The sequence below is a fragment of the Flagellimonas zhangzhouensis genome (assembly GCF_900102925.1).
Lineage (GTDB): Bacteria > Bacteroidota > Bacteroidia > Flavobacteriales > Flavobacteriaceae > Flagellimonas > Flagellimonas zhangzhouensis.
The window spans coordinates 1-21,017 of record NZ_FNKI01000004.1; the positions used below are offsets into that span (position 1 = coordinate 1).

The window sequence follows — 21,017 nt, forward strand, 5'->3', positions numbered from 1 at the left end:
TTTGAACTTTGGTTCATTTGCTAAGTTTCAAAATCCTGAATGCTCCTTGAATCACCAAAACAAAAACAATAGTTCCAATTATTAAATCAGGTTTGTTAGAACTTAACCAATTTACCAATAGTCCCGCAATTATTACTCCCATATTGATGATTACATCGTTAGAGGTGAAAATCATACTTGCTTTCATATGTGCCTCATCCTTGCTTTTTGATTTTTGTAATATGTAAAGACAAATTCCATTTGCAATAAGTGCCAAAATTGAAATGACTATCATAGTTGAAAAATCGGGAAGTTGTTCTGCCCCAAAGAATCTTCTCAAAACTTCTATAAAACCAATTACAGCAAGAGTTATTTGAAAATACCCAGCAAGTTTGGCAATCTGTTTTTTTCTGGACATAGTTCCTCCAACAGCAATCAAACTTATTCCATAAACGAATGAATCAGCAAGCATATCCAAGCTGTCCGCAACCAACCCCATTGATTTTGAGATTATTCCTGTAGCCATTTCGATTACGAAAAAGGCGAAATTTATTCCCAGGACAGTCCAAAGTAGTTTTCTTTGGTTTGTATGCTCATTAAAGTCGATTTGGTCCGTTTCCTCAGTCGATATTTTCTGTCCACCTAAATTCAGTTCAAGAACTGATTTTTCTATTTGGTCAATTTGTCCTTTATGAAAAACGGTCAATTTTCTGTTGGGAATGTCAAAGTCCATATTTGTAATACTTGAAATTCCGTCCAGTTTCATACGGATCAGATTTTCCTCTGAGGGACAATCCATTTTAGTTATCTCAAATATTGTTTTTTCCATTACAATCGTTTGTTTGAACTTTAAAAATAATCAATATTAGAATTGGAAACACTGTAGCATATGTTACTTACAACATTTTCCAATCACCTTTTAAATTTGGTTCCCATCCAATGGTCTGCCTTAAGTAGGGTTATCTATCAAACTATTGTCACTTTGAATCATTTTTAGGTTTTCTCCTTGACTTACCAAAAAACTGATGGCATATACTCCCCTAATCAAAGTCCGGTCTACTTTTAGTTGAAGATTTGCAAGAGGCCGATGTCCAGTTCAAGTTCTTCTTCGGAACTAGGGGACTTTGACCCACCTGCCAATTATGATGTTATTAAACCTATTGAAGTGAACTAAAAAAGCCATTTTTAAAAAGTCAGTCCACTTGGTTCTATCAAGAGGCTTTTTTAGAAAGTGAGCAAAACATTTGTTTAGCGCAGCAAGTCCCAATCTTACTTCAACTTTTGTCCTGGGAAGAATAGGCAAACAAATTCACAAGTCCTAAGGAGAAAAGCTTTGTTTTATTTCAATAATTCATTTGTGATGACCAATCTATATTCAGCATCGTATGATGATATCTCATCAAACGACCACAATTGATCCACAATTGGCATTTGCTCATAGGATATGGTCTTATTTCCTCCGGTCTCCTCTTTGTAAAGCCTCACTTCATCAAATGCTATATTTTTGGAAGGGGGAACAAAGGAATTCAAATCCGTGGATACGGCCATAAATTGACTGGATCGGCTTTCAATCGAAATCTCTCCGGCATCTTTGGTTATCAATATTAAATCAATGCTAGTGCTGTTTTGGATGTAGTACTCCGTTCTGAAAACAGGACTGTCATCAGATTCACATTGGGAAGACATCAATAGTGGGGCAAGAAGTAGGAGGAAAAACTTTTTCATAATAGCGTGTTTAGTTTGTTGTAGAACAAATCGGTAATTAAAAACCCCACTTTGAATTTTGGTTTTTTTTAATAAGGTTACTCCAAATTGATAAAATTATTGGAATCGTAATTAAGTGATTGACAGATAATGGGTAATCGATTTCCAATGATAGGGTCAAACCAAGGCGATAAATTCGTGTTTTGGTTATAAGTAGCCAAATGTTTAAAAATTGTTTTCCTCAACCAATTATCTAATTGATCGATCTCTTACAACTACCCATTTCCCATTTGATAGAGGATTTTTAAGAAAAAAATAAGCTTTCGCTTTGATACCTGTTTCCATCCCTCATTTCTGATGGAGCGTTTATTGCATCCTTCAAAAATTTTGTGGCTTTGGTTTTAAGGTCATTATGAATTCTGAGGTTTCTTTTGGTCAACAATCCAAGTGTGATGGTATTTTTTCTCTGGATACCGTGCCTGGTAACACTTCAGATAATTCAAGTAAAGAATTTATTTACAATCCCTAAAGATATTGGTAAAAAACATATAATTAATCCATAACCTTCTGGACTTAGGCTTTAAATAACTTTGTTTAGAAAACAAATAGTATGCAGATTGTAGTAAAGAGACTTTTCCCCTTTTTTCTTGTCATAGTCATATTTTTCCCCATAATATTCCTTCCAAAAGGCACCGTTGTATTGGCTGTCAATTCGTCCAGAACCCCTTTTTTTGATGTATTCTTCAGTAAGGCCAGCGCATTGGGTAACGCGATAACCGTTATTTTTGCAGTTCTTTTGGTCCTAAAATTCAAATTAAAATGGTTGGCCATATTTCTTTTGGCATTTGCTTTTCAAATTGTTCTTGTCTTGTTGTTTAAAAAAGGGATCTATTCCGGTGAATTGAGACCCTATCTTTACTTTAAAAATGCTGGTCTCGTTGACTTGCTGCACTTGGTCGAGGGGGTGAAAATTAGATATGTCAACACCTTTCCTTCTGGACACACGGCAACGATTTTTTATTTGACCTCTTTTTTTGCTTTGTTTTCACGGAACAGAACTGCGAGTTGGGTTTTGGTGGTTTTAGGATTCATTGTGGGTCTTTCGAGAATATACCTTGTTCAGCATTTTTTTGTTGACGTTTATTTTGGTATGTTATTTGGATTGCTCTCATCTGTATTTGCATATCTGATTGTCCGGGCACATCCCAAAAAGTGGCATTCCCAACAATTCCATATCGATTTACATCGGGTACACAGAAAAACCCAGGATGCTATCAACCAGCTTTTAAATGGATAAATGGCAATATTATAGCTTGGGTGGGAGATTGATCAATCAGTATGATTATCTCATTCTATTTATAGTTGGGCTTGCAATTTGTACTTCATCCATTGGCCAGTATCCCATTTATATCCTTGACGAAGCCAGAAACTCTGAGGCGGCAAGGGAAATGTTGGCATCTGGGAATTTTTTGTCCCCATTCTTCAATGGGGAACTTCGAACCGATAAACCCCCTCTGCACTATTTCTTCATGGTCTTAGGTTATAAATGGTTCGGAGTAAATAGCTTCGGGGCCCGTTTTTTTTCGGGTTTTTTTGGTGCGTTGACCCTATTGGCGACTTATTGGGCCATTAAAAGGCATTTGGATTCCTTTGTTGCATGGACAACCGTAATGGTTTTGGGTTCCTCCTTATTTTTTATCAATGAATTTCACTTGGCCGTACCCGACCCCTATCTTATATTCTTTGTTTCGGTTTCCTTTTTTTCGTTTTACTTCCTTTATAAGGAGGGTAAATGGGTGTGGTTCTTTGCAATGTATGGTGGAATCGCCTTGGGAGTATTGACCAAGGGACCCATTGCAATTGTTTTACCGGGATTGGTGATACCGATATTTCTGCTATTAAAAAAAGACTTTAATTGGAAAACCCTACTACAACTTAGACCAATTTTGGGTTTGTTGGTGGTACTCTTAATTGCAGCACCTTGGTATTATTTGGTACATTTGGAAACTGATGGGGAATGGACCAGGGGCTTCTTTTTGGATCATAACCTTTCCAGGTTTGGTTCTGAAAAAGAAGGGCATGGTGGGCTTTTTTTGATGACTCCCCTCTATGTGATTTTAGGCATGCTGCCATTTTCACTTTTTGGTATCCAATCCTTTGTATACGCATGGAGGAAAAGAAAGGGAAACGATATGGTACTCTTTGCCTTGACGGTGTCTGTTGTAACCATACTTTTTTTCAGTATTTCAAAGACGAAACTCCCCAACTATCCAATGCCCTGTTATCCTTTTGTTGGAATTTTAATTGCCCACTATTTTAAAAAAGTGTACCATGAAAAAACACATAAAAAGGGGGTGTCCTGGAGTTTGCTTGTTCTGACTATCCTATCCATTTTACTTCCAATTGCTGGCTATGTGGCACTTTCAATCGAAAAACAATTCTTTGCAATAAGATTCTTGAGCTTATTGCTGGCCTTATCGGCCTTGGCCTCGATACTCGGATTTCATTTTTATGGCAGGGGTAAACTGAAAATCTCATTTTTATCGATAGCAGGGGGTTGGCTATTGACTGGAATGCTACTTTCTGGCATCATCTATCCAGAGCTTACAGAAAAGAGCCCGGTAAGCTTGGCCCTTAAACATATTAATGAAAAAGACAATATTGTTGTCTTTAAACGTTTTGACAGTGCCTTTCCAATAAATTTCAAACGTACTTTTACTGTATTCCAATCTTTGGAAGGAATAATGAAATATGCCGAGGAAAACCCAGAAACCTTTATTATAACCAATACAAGAAGCGAAGAGGACCTAAAACTTCTTGAGGGATTTGAATTGGTGTTGGAGCAAAAGGCACTTTTCGAGGACCATATTACACGCATTTATGTGATTAAATGAAAGCTTGGTTGCCCAAATCTGCCTCTTTTGCTTTTATGTTGTTGGGCAACATGTTGAACCTCGTGGATACCTAAATTCAAAAAACTCTTTTGCCCAACAAAAAATATAAGGAATCACAATTTGTTCATGGAATATTTTCCGCCGTTATTGAACCAATCAGTTGCCATATCAATTGCAAGCGAAACTGCCTTCTCCTTATCATATCCATGAACTTTTACCATACCATTGGCAAGAAGATAAACTTTGTTCAAAAACTTTTGATCCGTGGTGCCAATTTTTCTTTTTAGCTCTATCAAAGTTATTTCCATGGTAAGAGGAGATTCAGGATTAAGTAAATCTAATCAAAACATAAGAATCTCAAGATATTCAATTTTTAGAATAAATCAATTTACATCGTTTAAATGGAGATTTGTTTTTTGAGGAGTGTATCGTTTATTTGAACTTTCCTTTTATTGGGAAAATTCTACTGGCCATTTTTAAATCCTTAAATATAGAGCTTTAGAATTTCTAAAGATTTGAAACCTATTTTTAAGCCTTAACTTTAAGGTATGAAGATCCTTATTGCAGAAGACGAGACAGAACTCCAGAAATCCATTGCCACCTATTTGGAAAGGGATGGCAATGTCTGTGAAATGGCTTCAGACTACCACGAGGCCCTCTACAAGATCGACCTCTATGAATACGATCTGTTGGTCCTGGACATCAACCTGATCACCGGTAGTGGATTGGATATCCTAAAATTATTGAAGCGCAACCGTTCTGAGACCCCGACCATCATCATCTCCGCCAACAATTCCTTGGACGATAAACTGGAAGGATTGGATCTGGGTGCCGATGACTATTTGACCAAACCTTTTCATTTGGCCGAACTCAATTCGAGGATCAAAGCCGTTTTGCGAAGGGGCAAGTTTGGGGGCAATGACCGTTTGGAGTTCCACGAGATTTCCATTGATACCCGCTCAAGGACCGCTTATGTCAATGAGCAAGCCCTTTCCTTGACCCGTAAGGAATTCGATCTCTTGCTTTTTTTTGTTACCAATAAGGGACGGGTGCTTTCCAAAGAGATCATCGCCGAACATTTATGGGGGGACCATAGCGATCTTGCGGATAATTTTGATTTTATTTATGTCCATATCAACAACCTGCGCAAAAAATTGACCGAAGCCGGGGCAAAGTATATCAAAACGGCCTACGGAAGTGGGTATAAGTTCGTGGAAGAGTGATCTATGGGGGATACCTTGAAAAAAATACGATTGATCCGAAAGACCTCCAAAACTTTTTTGGGGATCAGTGCCCTGTTGATGTTGGTCAGTACGGTGGCCCTTTATTTTTATTTGAGGAACCTGCTCCAGTCTGAAGTGGAGGAAGAGCTCCGTTCGACAGAGGCACGGATTGAAAGTTCCCTGGTCGAAAATCCGGAGCCTTTTCAATTGTCCCCGGTCGTCGAGATCCAAAAGGTATCCCGGTTGGGCAATGAGGTGCTAAAGGATACCATCATCTATGATCCCTCACAAGATGAAATGGAGGAGTTCAGGGAACTGTCCACCTTCTCCGCCATCAATGGTGAAAATTATAGGATCACGGTCCGCGCACTCGTGGTGGAATCGGAGAACATCCTGATCGCCGTGGTCATTTCCTATTTGGTGATCATTCTTTTAGTGTTCCTGTTCCTGTTTTATGTGAATCGTTCGAAGAACCAAAAACTGTGGACCCCTTTTTTCCACAACCTGGAGCAAATGAAACGGTTTTCGCTCAGCTCCGATGCTCCCATTGCCCTGATGGACAGTGAAATCCTGGAGTTCTCCGAATTGAATACAGAGATCAAGCTATTGACCAATAAGGTCCGTTCGGATTATCGGAACCTGAAACAATATACGGAGGATGTATCCCATGAGATGCAGACCCCCTTGGCCATTATACAGGCGAAGATCGAGAATATGATCAATATCGAGGAACCATTGGACGACCAGCAGTTCGAACAACTCACCTCCATCCAAAGGGATATACAACGACTCTCCCAAATGACCAAGCGCTTGACCTTGTTGACCAAGATCGAGAACAACCAGTTCGCCAACGTCGAGCAATTGGATATCACGAGACTCATGGCGGTAACGGTCCAGGACTTTTGTGAGATTTCCAACAATGCGATCAAGGTCGATTTCGAGTATCCCATTAAGGTGGACATGGATCCCTATCTGGCAACGGTGCTCTGTAACAATTTGGTCTCCAATGCCATCAAATATAATATTGCCCAACAAGATATTGTCGTGGGTTCGACGGTGGATGATATTTCCATTTCAAATGCGGGTACAACACCCCTGAAACACCCCGACAGTCTTTATAACCGATTTTATAGGGAGTCCGATGGGGTCAAGGCAACGGGGCTCGGCCTGGCCATTGTAAAACGGATCTGTGACCTTTATGGTTTTGGGATTGATTATCGATTTTCAGGGGACAGGCACGTGTTCACCATTCATTTTGGGAAGAAATAAATCAGGGAAAATGTAAAACTTTAAATTCCCTTAAGGTTTCGATCCTAGATTTGACATTTAACTTAAAACGTTTTCCATGCGAAGCCTATATGCCCTGTTATTTTCCTTTATCTTTTCTTGCCCCTTGTTTTCCCAAGAGACCATTACCATTTCTGGTCAGATCTTGGATGCAGAATCCAAGGAACCCTTGGCCTTTGCCAATGTGGCCGTGCATGAGTTGGATACCAATGCCCTGGTGACCGGGACTATCAGTGATGAACAGGGGAGGTTTACCATCGATGGCGTGGCATTGGGGGAATATGCACTCTATTTTTCCTTTATCGGATTTGCCACCTTGGAGCGGACCCTGGTGGCAGGGGGATTGAACAACGTGTTCGACCTCGGTAAAGTGGAATTGCTGCCCAGTGCCCAAAGTTTGGGAGAAGTAGAGGTAGTGGGCCAACAGGCCACCACCAATTCCGATCTCAACACAAAGACCTTTAGCCTTGAGGATAATATAGCCCAATCAGGAGGGTCGGTCATGGATGCCATGAAAACCCTGCCAGGGGTCACCTTTGACCAAGAGGGGAAGGTCGTCCTCAGGGGCAGTGACAAGGTGGTGGTCCTTATCGATGGGAAACAGAGCAGCCTTACGGGGTTTGGGAACCAAAAAGGGTTGGCAAATATCCCCGCGTCCAACATTGAAAAGATCGAGATCATCAACAACCCTTCGGCAAAATACGATGCCAATGGGTTTGCGGGTATCGTGAACATTATCTATAAAAAGGAACGACAGGCCGGGCTCAACGGGGACGTGGGGCTATCGTTTGGTCTCGGTGCCCTGGGCAAACGACGGGCCGATACCCCAACGGATCTGGGCAGCTACTCGGTCAATCCCAAATTGATCCCGAGCCTAAATCTCAACTATAAAAAAGGAAAACTGAATTATTTCCTGCAATCGGAATTTATCCTTCAGGAAGCCCTGCCGAACAATGAATTCACCACGAGGAATTATGATGACGGCCGTAATATACTTTCCCAGGTGCCCGAAAACCGGAGACAGTTCCGGTCCATCATCAACGGAGGGATCGATTATGATTTGGATGACCACAACAGTTTTACCTTTTCCGGTCTATATGATCGCGAAAAACATATTGATACCGCCCAAGTGGCCTTTATGGATATGGATGCCAACCAACGGAACCGATTTTATAGTTGGCAGGAAGAGGAGGTCACCCGCTTCATCAACGCCACGGTGAACTATAGGCATTCCTTTGCACAACCGGGACATACCCTCAGTGCCAGCGCCCAATATACCCAGGGGTTGGAGGATGAGACCTATTCCCTGAACGATAGTTCTGCGGTGCGCATCGGTACGGACAAAACCAATATCAGGGCCATTGAGAACACCACCAGTATATCCACGGACTATGTGAGGCCCTTGCGGTCAGGCCGTATGGAACTGGGGGCCAAACTGAGAATAAGGCGATTGCCCGTGGACTATACCATTACACCGGGGAACCAGTCCATCATCTATCCCGGTCTGGGCAGTTTTTCGGATTGGGGGGAGAACCTTTATGCCGGGTACGCCAACTATGTCCTTGAAAAGGAAACGTTCGATATCGAGGCGGGGCTCCGTGCCGAACAGACCAATGTTTTCTACGACCTGGACCCAGTCAATAGTTATTATCCCAACAATGACAAGTACGATTATTTCGAACTGTTCCCCAGTGCACGGTTTACCTATAAATTGGGGGGGCACAACAAATTGTCGGTGTTCTACAACCGCAGGATCGACCGTCCGGGGGAACCGGAACTCCGAATTTTTCCAAAGTACGACGATCCCGAACTGCTCAAAGTGGGCAATCCCTATTTGCGGCCACAGTTCACCAATGCCCTTGAGTTGGCCCATAAATATAGCTGGTCCACAGGATTCATTTTTACGGCAGTGTACCACAGGATGATCAAGGACCAGTATATGAGGGTCTACAGCATCGATGCTTCCAATCCGGACTATGACATAGTCAACCGCATTTACCAGAACACGGGAAGGGCCACCAACACAGGGGTCGAGCTGTTGTTGGCCCAGGATATTTCCGACAAGGTAAAGGTATCGGGCACTTTTAATTGGTACTCCAATGCCATTGATGCCTATCAGGGGACTTTGCTATTCCCTTATGAAAGGACTTTTACGGTGGAGGAATCCACAGCGGATGCCTGGAATGCCAAGTTGAATGCGGAGCTTCAATTGGAACATGATCTGGCCATCCAATTGACAGGCATCTACTATTCGGATAAGAACATCCCTCAAGGCAAGGAACTCTCAAGATCTTCAGTGGACCTTGGGCTCAAAAAGAGTTTTTGGGACAAAAAGGCGGAACTGACCTTCTCCGCCACCGATATCTTCAATCGGTTAGGAATCCGCCAAGAAGTAACGGACCAAGGGTTTACGGCAATGTACCAAAACTATTTCGAGACCCAGATTTTTAGGTTGGGGCTTCGGTATAAGATATAGTGAGGTAAATGAATGGCGATGGGGCCATCTTTAGATTTGCTTTAAACCATCTTTAGAATTGGATTGTAGTTTTAGGTCAGATATAAAAATTGGAACCATGAAGAACAAAAAAATTATTATCGGATTACCCCTCGCTGTCCTTTTGGGACTTGCACTCTTTGCCTTTGCAAGTAACCGTTCCGTGCCCCTTCGGGTAAAGGCAGCCTTTGTCAAAAAGTTTCCCCAAGTGAAGAAAGTGAAATGGGACAAGGAATCGGATGCTGAATGGGAAGCTGAATTCAAAATGGACGGTATGGAATATTCCGCGAATTTCCTGGAAGATGGGACTTGGAAGGAGACGGAACATGAAATTGAACAAAAGGATATTCCCGACGCCGTCAGGGCTACCTTGGACAGTGAGTTGTCCGGGTATGAAATCGAAGAGGCGGAAATTTCCGAGACCGTTGATGGCCTGACCTATGAATTTGAAATGGAAAATGGCGAACAAGAACTGGAAGTAAGTATCGATGTCCATGGAAAATTGATCCATAAACAGGTCGTCGATGAAGAAGGGGAAAAGGATAAAGACTAAAGTTTAGGTTTGAGTTTGAGTTGGTTTTTGATGGAGGTCGGGAGTTCATGCTTCCCGACCTTTTTCATCTTGGGGAATCCCATGGGATTCCATGGATACAGTCGGTTTTCATAAAATACCTTGAAGACCATGCAGTGGAAGATTCAATTTTATAAAATGTAAGGAATGGGGATTTTATGGATTACAGGGGCAAGAGGTAAGCGTTGGCTTGACCAAGTGAATTTGGGTTCGGGAAGGCTTCTGGGATGTTTGCTGCTGCTGGCAGTGGCCTGTACCAGAAAAGTACCTGATGCCATCGATAGGGCCTTTACCTCCAAGTTCTTGAATGCAAGGGATGTCGAATGGCACTATACTCCTGATGGCCATTGGCTGGTAAACTTCTATATGGAAAAATTCGACTATATGACCGCGAGCTATACCTTGGATGGCCTGTTGGAATATTTTGAGCTTGAGCTGCATGGGGAAGAAGTTCCCAAGCAGCTTATGGATAGGGTCAAGAAGGCCTATCCTGAAGGTGACGTATACGAGGTCTATGAGCGGAACCGGGGAAATTCGGCAGAGTACATCTTTGAACTTGTGGACCACGGAAGCCTTTTTGGGGTCGATTTTTTTGAGGATGGCCACAGCCAGATCATTCCCTCCGATGACTATCGCTTTACTTCTAGGATTTTGGTAGGGGATTAACCTAAAATTTACAAAGGGGTAACTTTAAATTTCCTTAAGAATTGGATCCTACCTTCGATTTTCAAAAAGTACCATGTTGACCAAAATCTTTCCGGCCCGGTATGCATTGTTGAGGGCTTTCGTTCTTATCTTTTTGTCCATTTCCCTTGTGGTTCGGGGCATATTGTTGGTTTGGGACTTTCAGGAGACCGATACCGGTCCCTTGTCCCTTGTTTGGACGTTTGTGGTCGGTTTTGTGTTCGACTTGGCGACACTTTCCTTTTTTGTGATCCCCTATCTGGTCTATCTTGTGTTGGTGCCCTCCAAATGGTCCGGTTCCCTGTTGGATCGCGTCCTGACCTTCTTTGGGTTCTTTTTGGGCATCTTTATCCTATATTTTTCGTTTCTGGGGGAATTTACCTTTTGGGATGAGTTCCATAGAAGGTACAATTTTATAGCAGTGGATTATTTGATCTATACCTATGAGGTAGTGCAGAACATCAATGAATCCTATCCCTTGCCCTTGTTGATCGGGACCCTTCTGGGACTGGTAGCGGTGACCTTTTGGTTGTTGTTCAGGTTTGGGGTCTTTCAAAGGACCTTTTCCACTGGTACCCATTTCGCGCAACGGTCCTTATCAGCTGTACCATGGTTGGTGGTCATGGTGCTCTCGGTATTTTTATTGACCAATGAACAGGCGGAATGGTCAAGTAATCGCTATAACAACGAAATTTCCAAAGCGGGTATCTTTTCCTTTTTTGCCGCTTTTCGGAACAATGAACTTTCGTTCCCGGATTTCTATATGACCGTCGAACATAAAGAGGCCTTTGCCCGTGTGAAAAATGAACTGGCCATGGATGGGGCAACTTTTGTGCACCCTGATGCGGATGAAATCCTTCGGACCGTAACAACCACGGACAGTATTGTGTTGGACGCCAGGCCTAATGTGGTCTTTATCTGTGTGGAAAGTCTTAGTGGTAAGTTCCTGAAATCGTTCGGGAACGAACTGGATCTGACCCCAAATCTGGATTCCTTGGCAGAGGAAAGCCTCTTCTTTACCCAGCTGTATGCCACGGGTACACGCACCGTAAGGGGCATGGAGGCCATTACCTTGAGCATTCCCCCCACACCGGGGAGAAGTATTGTCAAACGGGTGGACAATGCAGGGTTGTTCACCATCGGGGAGGTGTTCGAACAAAAAGGGTATGAACGGAACTTTTTCTATGGAGGGGACGGTTATTTTGATAATATGAACTCCTTTTTTGGGGGCAATGGTTTCAACATTGTGGACCGTGGCCGTGGATTTCTAATGGATAAGAGCATCCTGACCAAAAGGACCAATATCGATGATGACGAGGTCACCTTTGAAAATGCATGGGGTGTCTGTGACGAGGACATCTACAACAAAGTTTTGAAAGAAGGGGACCGGGCCTACGGTGCAGGGCAGCCTTTTTTTGATTTTGTGATGACCACTTCCAATCACAAACCCTATACCTACCCTGAAGGGAAAATAGACATTCCCTCCGGTACGGGACGGAACGGGGCGGTAAAATATACGGATTATGCCATCGGGGAGTTCCTGCGCAAGGCCAAGGGGAAACCATGGTTTGCCAATACGGTCTTTGTGATCATGGCCGATCATTGTGCCAGTAGTGCCGGCAGGTGGGAATTGGATGTGCAGAATTACCAGATACCTGCACTGATCTATAACCTGCCCCAAAAAAATACAGGAAAGATCAATAACCTCTGTTCACAGATCGATATGTTTCCGACCCTGTTCGGCTTATTGGGTTGGGACTATACCTCCAACCTTTTTGGAAAGGATGTACTAAAGATGAGGCCAGAAGTAGAAAGGGCCTTCATCGGTAACTACAGAAAGTTAGGGTTGTTGAAAGGGAACCAGGTCATGGTGCTTGGAGATCAAAAGAATGCCAATTTCTATGATTGGGATCCTTCCGACAACAGTCTGAAAAGTATCCCCACGGACCGGGCTTTTCTCGATGAGGCCATTTCGTGGTACCAGGTGGCTGATTTCCTCTATTCCAACGGAGGACTTAAACTTCGGGATTGATGGGGCATCAGAGAATACATTTTATTGTCAATCCCATTGCGGGCAAGGGGGAAAGGGTGCTCAATGAAGGTCATCTGGAGCAGTTTTTTATCAAGAGCTTTCATCGGTTGACCGTAAAATATTCCCAATACAAGACCCACGCCAGTACCTTGACCAAGGAATCAATTGCCGAGGGTGCGGACATCATAGTGGCCTGTGGTGGGGATGGTACCATCAATGAAGTGGCCTCCTGTCTGTTGGGAACCAACATCCCCTTGGGCATCATTCCCTTCGGTTCCGGAAATGGCTTGGCCTCCAACCTACATATCCCGAAGAATCTGCGTAAGGCCTTGGGGCTTTTGCGCAATGCCCATACCATCCGCATTGATGCCGGTCGGATCAACGATCATTATTTTTTCAGCAATACGGGGGTCGGTTTTGATGCCAGTGTCATCAAGAACTATGAATCGTCCAATAGACGGACCCTATCCGGGTACCTAGGTGCCTGCATGACCTCCTTCAAGGAATTGAAGAAATCCCAGGCAATTAAGATCAAATCCAACGGTAAGGAGTGGAGTACCGAACCCTTTTTGGTGTTTGTATCCAACACCAATGTAATGGGGTACCACCTGAGCCTTACGCCCCATGCATCCTTGCAGGACGGGCTTTTGGATGTATTGGTCATTTGCAGGATCAACAGGTTCAAAATGTTGGTATTGGGCGCTCTGCTCTTGATGAACAGGCCCCATTTGCTCAAGGAGGCAACGCATTTTCAAACCACTGGCCTTGATCTCTCAGGTCTGCCCGGTGCCCATTTCGATTCCCAGATCGACGGGGAGTTCCATCCCATGGGGGACAATACCATTTCCATCGGTATTGAGAAGAAAGCCTTGACCGTCATCGTGCCCAGACCAAAAGGATGATGGATGGTACTTCGGCCACAACTTAAAATTGTCTTTAGATTTCAATTCTACTTTGGCTCTCCAAGGATGGGTCGGGCACTTCAAAACCAGATCCTAAAAACGAAATTTTGCGGTATGGGAACACGGTTTATTGGAGCCACTGGAATCAGGAAAAACATATCGGCCTTAGGGTTGTTCCTGCTTTTGATCGGTACGGTTTGGGACACCAATGCCCAGGACAGGACCCTCCAGAGCGCAGGGGACGTATTGCTGGTTTCCCTGCCTGTGGCCAGTCTTACCGGGACATTGCTCATTGGGGACCGGGAGGGGAGTTGGCAGTTTGTCAAAGGGTTTGTAGTGAACCAGGCCGTGACCCTTGGGATGAAATATGCCATCAACAAGCCAAGGCCCTATGACAACGGATTTCGTGCCTTTCCCTCGGGGCATACCTCCACGACCTTTCAAAGTGCGGCCTTTTTACAAAAAAGGTATGGTTGGAAATTTGGGGTGCCGGGTTATGTTCTGGCCGCATTTACGGGGTATACCCGTATCAAGGCCCATAAACACGATGGTTGGGATGTCCTCGCGGGTGCTTTGGTGGGCATCGGAAGTTCCTATTTATTTACAAGTCCCTATATAGAATATCCTATGGAGCTCACTTTTTCAAGCGATGGACAAGGCCTGCTCGTGGGATTCAATTATACGTTTTGATCGCTGAAATGAACTTGCAGGTAAAGAAAAAGAAACTCGATTATGGATGATTTCACTGCCCACAAAAGTGGTGGCATATTTGCAAAGGCCGAGCTCCACGTGGTGGCCCTGTTGCAGAATGGTGCCTGCGGGTCCCTGCCTTTCCACAATGTACAGCACACTTTGGAGGTATATGTTCAAGTCCTAAAGGTCGGGAACCATGTTGGATTGGATCCAACGGAACTGGAGCGTGTTCTATTGGCCGCCCTATTCCATGATGTGGGACATGTATCGGGTTTTGAGGGACATGAGACCCAAAGTTGCGATTTGGCGAAAGCGTTTTTGGAGGACTGGGATTACCCATCTGAGGGATTGGCCGTTGTGCAGGACTGTATCTTGGCCACGCGAATGCCACAGGAGCCCAAAAATCTAATGGAAAAGGTACTCTGCGATGCCGATCTGTTCCATTTGGGGACCCTTTCCTTTTTTAATAAGAACGCACTGCTGCGAAAAGAATGGGCCCAGCACCGAAACATGCAGTATTCGGATCGGGACTGGACCCAGCTCAATATCACCTTTCTTGAAGGGCATTCGTTTTTCACCACCTATGGACAGCGGGTTTTGGAACCCGTCAAACAGGAAAACCTGGCACAACTCAAGGACCGTCTCGGGTGGCTCGATCCATTTTAAAAAGTAAACATTCGATCATGATGAAATATTCGATTTTTATGTTATTGTTGTTGTCCCTTTGGGAAATTAAGGGACAACAAACGGAATCTCCCAAAGAAATTGCCACCGAAACCACCATTGAAAAGGTGGGGGACTATGCGCAGTTCGTGCCCACGGCCTTTTCCCTGGTGACCGTTTTGGCCAAAGGGGACAAGCAAGGGTTTTGGCAGTTGAGCAAATCCGTGGGCACCAATTTGGCGGCCACATGGATCTTGAAATACGCCATCAACAAACCAAGGCCGGAGGGTAGGCTCGATGGGCATGCATTTCCCTCCGGACACACCTCCTTTGCCTTTCAGGGTGCTTCCTTTTTACAAAGGAGGTACGGTTGGAAATATGGAATCCCTGCCTATGCCGTAGCTGCCTACGTGGCCTATAGTAGGATCGAGGGGGTGAACGATAGACACGATGGATGGGATATTTTGGGTGGGGCCTTGACAGGAATTGCCTCGACCTATCTGTTCACCACCCCCTACATGAAGGAACATTTTGATGTGAGCTTCCAAAGTGGGGACGGTTCCTATGCCCTTGGGGTGGTCTATAAGTTCTAAAAGGGTAAGCATCTTGGATCGGGGTTTTTGCGATGTGGTGTTATCCATGGATTTTGAAATAGAATGATATATTTGAAAAACTGTAATAGTTTGGTTATGAGGTATTTTGTGGGTATGATTTTTTTGTTCGGATTGGTACATCACAGCTGTGCACAGGAAAGATCCCTTGGATTCTTTGTGACCAATGCCGAAGAAAATGCCCCGGGACTTTTGGAAAATGCCAACCTTCAAAAGGTAGGGGAACTACAGAACGAAATCATCAGGGCCCAGAACAATGCCTTTCAAATCAATGCCACCTCCGAAGTTTTGGTGGCCCCTTATTTCAACAGTAATGGCAAGTTTTTGGATGTGACCACAAACCCTTCCGTCAATGCACTGGGGTATGATGTGGGCATTACCAATGGGGGACTCTATTCCGCCCAAGTGAACATTACCAAAAACATTTTCAATAAGACGATCGTGGACAATCTGTTGCTCCAAAACCAATTGTCCAATGCCTCCCTGGCCTTGGGACAGGAGGAAATGACCAGAAATTTGGTCAAGAACATCACGGACCTCTATATCTTCACTTACCAATTGCAACTCCAAAAGGACTTTACCCTTGGTATCATTGAAGATCTCAATAATCGGTTAAATGTCATGGAGTTGTTGGTAAAGCGGGGCATTTTGGCCGAAAGTGATTATTTGGCCATCCAATCGGATATAGGGACGAAACAATTGGAATTGGATCAGATCGATATCAACTTCAAGAACCTCTATACCCAAATGGGTAACTTGTCAGGGGTGACCCTTTCAAACTTCGATCCCTTGGCCGATCCCCAAATAGAAACAACGTCCCAAAAGGATACCCTGCTCTTCGAAAAAAGATTTGCCCTGGATAGCCTTCAGATATCCGCCGATCAAAATGTATTTGAGAACCAATATCGGCCACAGGTTTCAGTGTATGGCAACTCTGGATTGAATGCAGTGGACCTGAACAACCTTCAACGCAGGTTCGGACTCAGTGCAGGCCTACGGTTGACCATACCGATCTACGATGGGCATCAGAAAAAATACAACGAGCTCCAAAATAAGCTGAAATTGGACAACCTGGATTATTATAAGAAGTACAATGAGACCCAGGCCCAAAATACCTTTGAAAGCCTTCGGATGCAGATGGAGGGACAAACGGCATATTTGAAACAGATGGAAGAACAACTGCAACTGCAGTCGAACATCCTGGAAATCTACAAACAAAAAATGGTTCAGGGACTTGCTTCCGTAATCGATTATTTGAACCTGGTCCAAACCTATAAATTGACGGCCTATGCCAAACTGCAGGCCCAGACCAACCTCTGGTTGTTGCGTAACCAATATAACTATACAAACTGGTGATATGATGAAAAAATTAGGGTACACCTTTCTTTGCATATGGGTCTTGACCTCCGCGGGTTCCTGTAAAAGCGACCCCCAAAACACAACCACATCGGAAGTGCCCATTCAGGTAAAGACCGCTGCGGTTCAACAGGGTGACATCAAGGAATATATTACCTTCAATGGAGTGACCCTGTACCAGAAAAAGGAGAATGTGCGTTCCAATGTTACGGGATATGTCTCTTGGTTGCCCCATAAATTGGGGTCCCATATCCGTGCTGGACAAACCTTTGCCACGGTCAGGACCAAGGAACAGGATGCGCTGGCCGAAGCCGTAAGGATAGATAGTACCTTGGCCAAGCTTTCAGGGCCTATTTCAGTCATTAGCAATGGTACTGGGGTCATAGCCCAACTCAATGTGCAGCGTAATGATTATGTGGCGGAAGGGGATGTGCTGGCCATAATTTCAGAACCAAGGTCCCTCGTGGTCCAAGTCAACGTGCCCTATGAATATGGGGACCATATCGATATCGGGACCCTTTGCGAGATCATGTTGCAGAACGGAACGGTCATACAGGCCAAGATATCGGCCATCCTTCCAGTGATCGACCCTGTTCCCCAATCCCAACAATTTTTGATCCAACTCCCCGACCAAGAACTTCCCGAAAACCTGAACGTGCAGGTCAAGACCGTCTACAAGGAAAAAAAGAATGCCATGGCCGTGCCACACTCCGCCCTACAATCCAATGAATTGTTGACCGATTTTTGGGTCATAAAGGTCTTGGGTGACACCCTGGCGGTCAGACAAGATGTCGAGACGGGCCTCAAAAACGATTCCTTGATCGAGGTGATGTCAAAAAACCTGGGAATCCATGACAAGGTGGTGACCGAGGGCAGTTATCAAATGCAGGATTCCACCAAAGTCAGTATCGAAAAATAATGAAGCTATCCTACTCCAAATACAAATACCCACTTTTGGCCATAGCCCTGATGTTATTGATTGGGGGTGTTTTTTCCTATAGGGGACTGAAGACGGGACTGTTTCCCGATATCACCTTTCCGAAGATCAAAGTGATCGCGGATGCGGGTCAGCAACCTGTGGACAAAATGATGACCACGGTGACCATCCCCTTGGAAAATATTATCCGAAGAACGGAAGGGTTGCAATATATCCGTAGTACCACCTCAAGGGGCAGTTGTGAGATTTCGGTCTTTTTGGATTGGAGTACCGATATCAATACGGCCAAATCGCAGATTGAATCCTTTATCAACCAGTCCCAAGGGGATATTTTGCCCAATACGACCACATCCGTAGAGAAAATGAACCCCTCCATTCTGCCGGTAATGGGGTATTCCCTGGAAGGGGAGGGGCTCTCCCAAGTGGATTTGAAAAAAATAGCGAAATATCAGATAAAGCCCTATTTGGCCGCCACGCCGGGTGTGTCGGACATTGCGGTGATAGGGGGCAAGGACAAGGAATACCAAATCGAGTTGAAACCGTATGTCATCCATACCCTTGGTATTTCGATTGCTGCGGTTACCAGTGCCGTGGTCAATTCCAATATCCTCCAATCCAATGGATATGCCTCGGATTACAATCGATTGTACCTAACCCTGACCGACAATGCCATCGATGATCTGGATGATCTTCGCAACCTGGTCATCATCAACTCCCCGAATCGTTTGATCCGGTTGAAAGATATTGCCGAGGTCAAAGTGACCGAGGCCAAATCCTATACCAAGATTCTGGCCAATGGTAAAAATGTTCCCCTGATCGCTGTCATCAAACAGCCCAATGCCAACCTTGTGGAGGTCAACAACACTATTGAAAAAAAGGTAAAGGAACTGGAGTCCATTCTCCCAAAGGGTGTAAAACTCTTACCCTATTACAAACAAGCGGATTTTGTCAATACCAGTATCAGCAGTATCAAGGATGTACTTTGGATAGGTCTGGTCCTGGCCCTATTGGTAGTTATCCTGTTCCTACGGTCTTTTTCGGCCAGTATGGTGGTACTGTTTACCATTCCCCTTTCCCTTTCCTTGACCCTTATTGTTTTGGATGCCATTGGTTACACTTTCAATATCATGACCCTTGGTGCCATAGCTGCTGCCATTGGCCTGATGATAGACGACGTGGTCATCATCGTGGAACAGGTGCATAAGATCAAAGAGGAGCATCCGGACCAGAACGCTGCATGGTGGTCCAAGGAGGCCATTGCCCATTTATTTCCGGCCATGGTAGGGTCGTCCTTGAGCACATTGGTGATTTTTATTCCCTTTGTGCTGATGACAGGGGTGGCAGGGGCCTATTTCAAGGTGATGGCGTTTAGTATGATCATTGCGTTGGCCTGTTCCTTTTTGGTGACATGGCTTGTGGTACCCGTACTTTCAATGCTATTCTCTTCGAAAAAGAAGATCACGAAAAAACATCATACGAATACCCAATGGATCCATATGGTTCTCACCAGACCAGTGATTGGGGTTCTTTTTGCCCTGGGATGTTTGGTCATCATTTGGCTGGTTCCCTCGAAATTGGCGTCCGGATTTTTACCGGAAATGGATGAAGGTAGCATTGTTTTGGACTATTACAGTCCTGCGGGAACCACTTTGGAGGAGACGGATCGGATGCTACAGGTGGTCAACCGGATTTTGGACGAGCAACCGGAAGTGGAGGCCTATTCTGCACGCTTGGGTACACAAATGGGGTTTTTCATAACGGAGCAGAACCGAGGGGATTATTTAATAAAACTAAACGACAAACGGAAAAAGACCACAACCGAGGTCTCCGATGAGATCAGGGGACGAATTGAGGCGGCGGTGCCACCTCTTACGGTAGATTTTGGTCAGGTGATCGGTGATATGTTGGGAGACCTTATGAGTTCCGTACAACCTATCGAGATTAAAGTATTTGGTGATGATATTGGCAAATTGGAGGATTTTTCCAGGCAGATTGCATCTTTGGTGGAGCAGGTTAATGGTACGGCCGATGTGAGCGACGGAATCATTGTGGCGGGCCCCGAGGTACTCATACAGCCCAACGTACCCATTTTGGCACAATTGGGATTGACCCCTGCCGATTTTCAAACGCAATTGGAAACCCAGATACAAGGGGTGGTCATCAGTAGTATCATTGAAAGGGAACAGGCCGTGAACATCCGGTTGGTGTTTCCCGGCACCAACACCAATTCGGTTTCGGATATCCAACAAATGACCCTGCAATTGCCCAGTGGGGATATCGTACCCTTACAAAAGGTGGCGAAAATCGAAATAGGGAAGGGAGTGGCAGAGATCAATCGGGAAAACCAAAAATCCATGGGGGTCGTTACGGCTCGCTTGAACAACAGGGACCTGGGGTCGACCTTGACCGATATCCGAAACAATCTGTCCACGAAGATCAGCCTTCCCTCGGGGTATCATATTGAATATGGAGGGGAATACCAGCAACAACAACAGGCTTTTAAGGAATTGATGCTCATTTTGATTGCCGCGGTACTGTTGGTCTTTACCGTCATATTGTTTCTGTTCAGAAAGATCAAGATTGCTCTTGCCATCATATTCATTGCCATTTTAGGGGTTGCAGGTTGTCTGTTGAGTCTATTATTGACAGGAACACCTTTGAACGTAGGAAGTTACACAGGTATCATTATGATAGTTGGGATTATCGGGGAGAATGCCATTTTTACCTATCGACAGTACCAAGAGTGTGATGTTTCGTTATCACATCTTCAAAAGATCGAATATTCCATAGCGCAACGATTGCGGCCCAAATTAATGACAGCCACTGCCGCAATCATGGCCTTGATCCCCTTGGCCCTGGGTATCGGAGCAGGGGCCCAGTTGCACCAGCCCTTGGCGATTGCCGTCATCGGAGGGTTGGTCTTTGCATTGCCATTGCTATTGGTGGTACTTCCAATTATACTTAAATTGTTGAAGGAGTAGAAACAA

18 protein-coding genes are annotated in these 21,017 nt (G+C 44.6%); 15 read left to right on the top strand and 3 right to left on the bottom strand.

All coding sequences use genetic code 11. The features are described from left to right. Nucleotides 1-13 precede the first annotated feature (13 nt). Together BLQ18_RS14585 and BLQ18_RS14595 are read right to left on the bottom strand one after the other, a co-directional pair. Nucleotides 14-808, bottom strand: a complete 795-nt coding sequence (locus tag BLQ18_RS14585) for a cation efflux transmembrane domain-containing protein (RefSeq protein WP_090298251.1) — start codon at nt 806-808, stop codon at nt 14-16. A gap of 509 nt (nt 809-1,317) precedes the next feature. Beyond that, on the bottom strand, nt 1,318-1,704 hold the full coding sequence (locus BLQ18_RS14595) for a hypothetical protein (RefSeq protein WP_090298257.1): 387 nt from the start codon (nt 1,702-1,704) through the stop codon (nt 1,318-1,320). Between the two features lie 589 nt (nt 1,705-2,293). Here BLQ18_RS14595 and BLQ18_RS14600 point away from each other — a divergent pair. Further along, entirely contained in the window at nt 2,294-2,980 is a 687-nt protein-coding gene (locus tag BLQ18_RS14600) for a phosphatase PAP2 family protein (RefSeq protein WP_090298260.1), read from the top strand. Next, on the top strand, nt 2,973-4,577 hold the full coding sequence (locus BLQ18_RS14605; protein WP_090298264.1) for an ArnT family glycosyltransferase: 1,605 nt from the start codon (nt 2,973-2,975) through the stop codon (nt 4,575-4,577). Before BLQ18_RS14600 ends, BLQ18_RS14605 begins: the two co-directional genes overlap by 8 nt. Before the next feature lie 113 nt (nt 4,578-4,690). Here BLQ18_RS14605 and BLQ18_RS14610 read toward each other — a convergent pair whose 3' ends face one another. Beyond that, a complete protein-coding gene (locus BLQ18_RS14610; RefSeq protein WP_090298267.1) occupies nt 4,691-4,885 on the bottom strand; it encodes a hypothetical protein in 195 nt (64 codons plus the stop codon). A gap of 240 nt (nt 4,886-5,125) precedes the next feature. Between BLQ18_RS14610 and BLQ18_RS14615 the strand changes: the two genes are divergently transcribed. The 13 genes from BLQ18_RS14615 (at nt 5,126) to BLQ18_RS14675 (ending at nt 21,011) form a co-directional block, all read left to right on the top strand. Further along, nucleotides 5,126-5,800: a response regulator transcription factor gene (locus BLQ18_RS14615; protein WP_036378998.1), complete on the top strand. Its 675-nt coding sequence runs from the start codon at nt 5,126-5,128 to the stop codon at nt 5,798-5,800. A gap of 30 nt (nt 5,801-5,830) precedes the next feature. Next, a complete protein-coding gene (locus BLQ18_RS14620) occupies nt 5,831-7,069 on the top strand; it encodes a sensor histidine kinase (RefSeq protein ID WP_245668140.1) in 1,239 nt (412 codons plus the stop codon). Between the two features lie 76 nt (nt 7,070-7,145). Beyond that, complete coding sequence (locus BLQ18_RS14625; protein WP_090298272.1) at nt 7,146-9,563, top strand: TonB-dependent receptor; 2,418 nt, start codon at nt 7,146-7,148, stop codon at nt 9,561-9,563. Between the two features lie 97 nt (nt 9,564-9,660). Further along, nucleotides 9,661-10,134 (top strand): PepSY-like domain-containing protein, encoded by a 474-nt coding sequence (locus tag BLQ18_RS14630; protein WP_090298274.1) that lies wholly within the window; start codon nt 9,661-9,663, stop codon nt 10,132-10,134. Nucleotides 10,135-10,299: 165 nt separating this feature from the next. Further along, nucleotides 10,300-10,818: a hypothetical protein gene (locus tag BLQ18_RS14635; protein ID WP_090298277.1), complete on the top strand. Its 519-nt coding sequence runs from the start codon at nt 10,300-10,302 to the stop codon at nt 10,816-10,818. Nucleotides 10,819-10,891: 73 nt separating this feature from the next. Further along, nucleotides 10,892-12,868: an LTA synthase family protein gene (locus tag BLQ18_RS14640; protein ID WP_090298279.1), complete on the top strand. Its 1,977-nt coding sequence runs from the start codon at nt 10,892-10,894 to the stop codon at nt 12,866-12,868. Beyond that, the gene (locus tag BLQ18_RS14645) at nt 12,868-13,770 is read left to right on the top strand and encodes a diacylglycerol/lipid kinase family protein (RefSeq protein ID WP_090298281.1); all 903 of its coding nucleotides are present in this window, start codon (nt 12,868-12,870) and stop codon (nt 13,768-13,770) included. Before BLQ18_RS14640 ends, BLQ18_RS14645 begins: the two co-directional genes overlap by 1 nt. 114 nt (nt 13,771-13,884) lie before the next feature. Continuing rightward, nucleotides 13,885-14,460, top strand: coding sequence for a phosphatase PAP2 family protein (locus BLQ18_RS14650; protein ID WP_090298590.1), 576 nt, complete (start codon nt 13,885-13,887; stop codon nt 14,458-14,460). Between the two features lie 42 nt (nt 14,461-14,502). After that, a complete protein-coding gene (locus BLQ18_RS14655) occupies nt 14,503-15,129 on the top strand; it encodes an HD domain-containing protein (protein ID WP_090298284.1) in 627 nt (208 codons plus the stop codon). Nucleotides 15,130-15,146: 17 nt separating this feature from the next. After that, nucleotides 15,147-15,719, top strand: coding sequence for a phosphatase PAP2 family protein (locus BLQ18_RS14660; RefSeq protein WP_090298287.1), 573 nt, complete (start codon nt 15,147-15,149; stop codon nt 15,717-15,719). 96 nt (nt 15,720-15,815) lie between these two features. Continuing rightward, nucleotides 15,816-17,093: a TolC family protein gene (locus BLQ18_RS14665; protein WP_175443779.1), complete on the top strand. Its 1,278-nt coding sequence runs from the start codon at nt 15,816-15,818 to the stop codon at nt 17,091-17,093. A gap of 1 nt (nt 17,094) precedes the next feature. Next, complete coding sequence (locus BLQ18_RS14670) at nt 17,095-18,012, top strand: efflux RND transporter periplasmic adaptor subunit (protein WP_175443780.1); 918 nt, start codon at nt 17,095-17,097, stop codon at nt 18,010-18,012. Then, entirely contained in the window at nt 18,012-21,011 is a 3,000-nt protein-coding gene (locus BLQ18_RS14675; RefSeq protein WP_090298296.1) for an efflux RND transporter permease subunit, read from the top strand. The genes BLQ18_RS14670 and BLQ18_RS14675 overlap by 1 nt, the downstream gene beginning before the upstream one ends. Nucleotides 21,012-21,017 lie beyond the last annotated feature (6 nt).

Coding starts and splice junctions, on each gene's coding strand:
- BLQ18_RS14585 (WP_090298251.1), bottom strand. CDS start 808: ATGGAAAAAACAATATTTGAGATAACTAAAATGGATTGTCCCTCAGAG.
- BLQ18_RS14595 (WP_090298257.1), bottom strand. CDS start 1,704: ATGAAAAAGTTTTTCCTCCTACTTCTTGCCCCACTATTGATGTCTTCC.
- BLQ18_RS14600 (WP_090298260.1), top strand. CDS start 2,294: ATGCAGATTGTAGTAAAGAGACTTTTCCCCTTTTTTCTTGTCATAGTC.
- BLQ18_RS14605 (WP_090298264.1), top strand. CDS start 2,973: ATGGATAAATGGCAATATTATAGCTTGGGTGGGAGATTGATCAATCAG.
- BLQ18_RS14610 (WP_090298267.1), bottom strand. CDS start 4,885: ATGGAAATAACTTTGATAGAGCTAAAAAGAAAAATTGGCACCACGGAT.
- BLQ18_RS14615 (WP_036378998.1), top strand. CDS start 5,126: ATGAAGATCCTTATTGCAGAAGACGAGACAGAACTCCAGAAATCCATT.
- BLQ18_RS14625 (WP_090298272.1), top strand. CDS start 7,146: ATGCGAAGCCTATATGCCCTGTTATTTTCCTTTATCTTTTCTTGCCCC.
- BLQ18_RS14630 (WP_090298274.1), top strand. CDS start 9,661: ATGAAGAACAAAAAAATTATTATCGGATTACCCCTCGCTGTCCTTTTG.
- BLQ18_RS14635 (WP_090298277.1), top strand. CDS start 10,300: ATGGGGATTTTATGGATTACAGGGGCAAGAGGTAAGCGTTGGCTTGAC.
- BLQ18_RS14640 (WP_090298279.1), top strand. CDS start 10,892: ATGTTGACCAAAATCTTTCCGGCCCGGTATGCATTGTTGAGGGCTTTC.
- BLQ18_RS14645 (WP_090298281.1), top strand. CDS start 12,868: ATGGGGCATCAGAGAATACATTTTATTGTCAATCCCATTGCGGGCAAG.
- BLQ18_RS14650 (WP_090298590.1), top strand. CDS start 13,885: ATGGGAACACGGTTTATTGGAGCCACTGGAATCAGGAAAAACATATCG.
- BLQ18_RS14655 (WP_090298284.1), top strand. CDS start 14,503: ATGGATGATTTCACTGCCCACAAAAGTGGTGGCATATTTGCAAAGGCC.
- BLQ18_RS14660 (WP_090298287.1), top strand. CDS start 15,147: ATGATGAAATATTCGATTTTTATGTTATTGTTGTTGTCCCTTTGGGAA.
- BLQ18_RS14665 (WP_175443779.1), top strand. CDS start 15,816: ATGAGGTATTTTGTGGGTATGATTTTTTTGTTCGGATTGGTACATCAC.
- BLQ18_RS14670 (WP_175443780.1), top strand. CDS start 17,095: ATGATGAAAAAATTAGGGTACACCTTTCTTTGCATATGGGTCTTGACC.
- BLQ18_RS14675 (WP_090298296.1), top strand. CDS start 18,012: ATGAAGCTATCCTACTCCAAATACAAATACCCACTTTTGGCCATAGCC.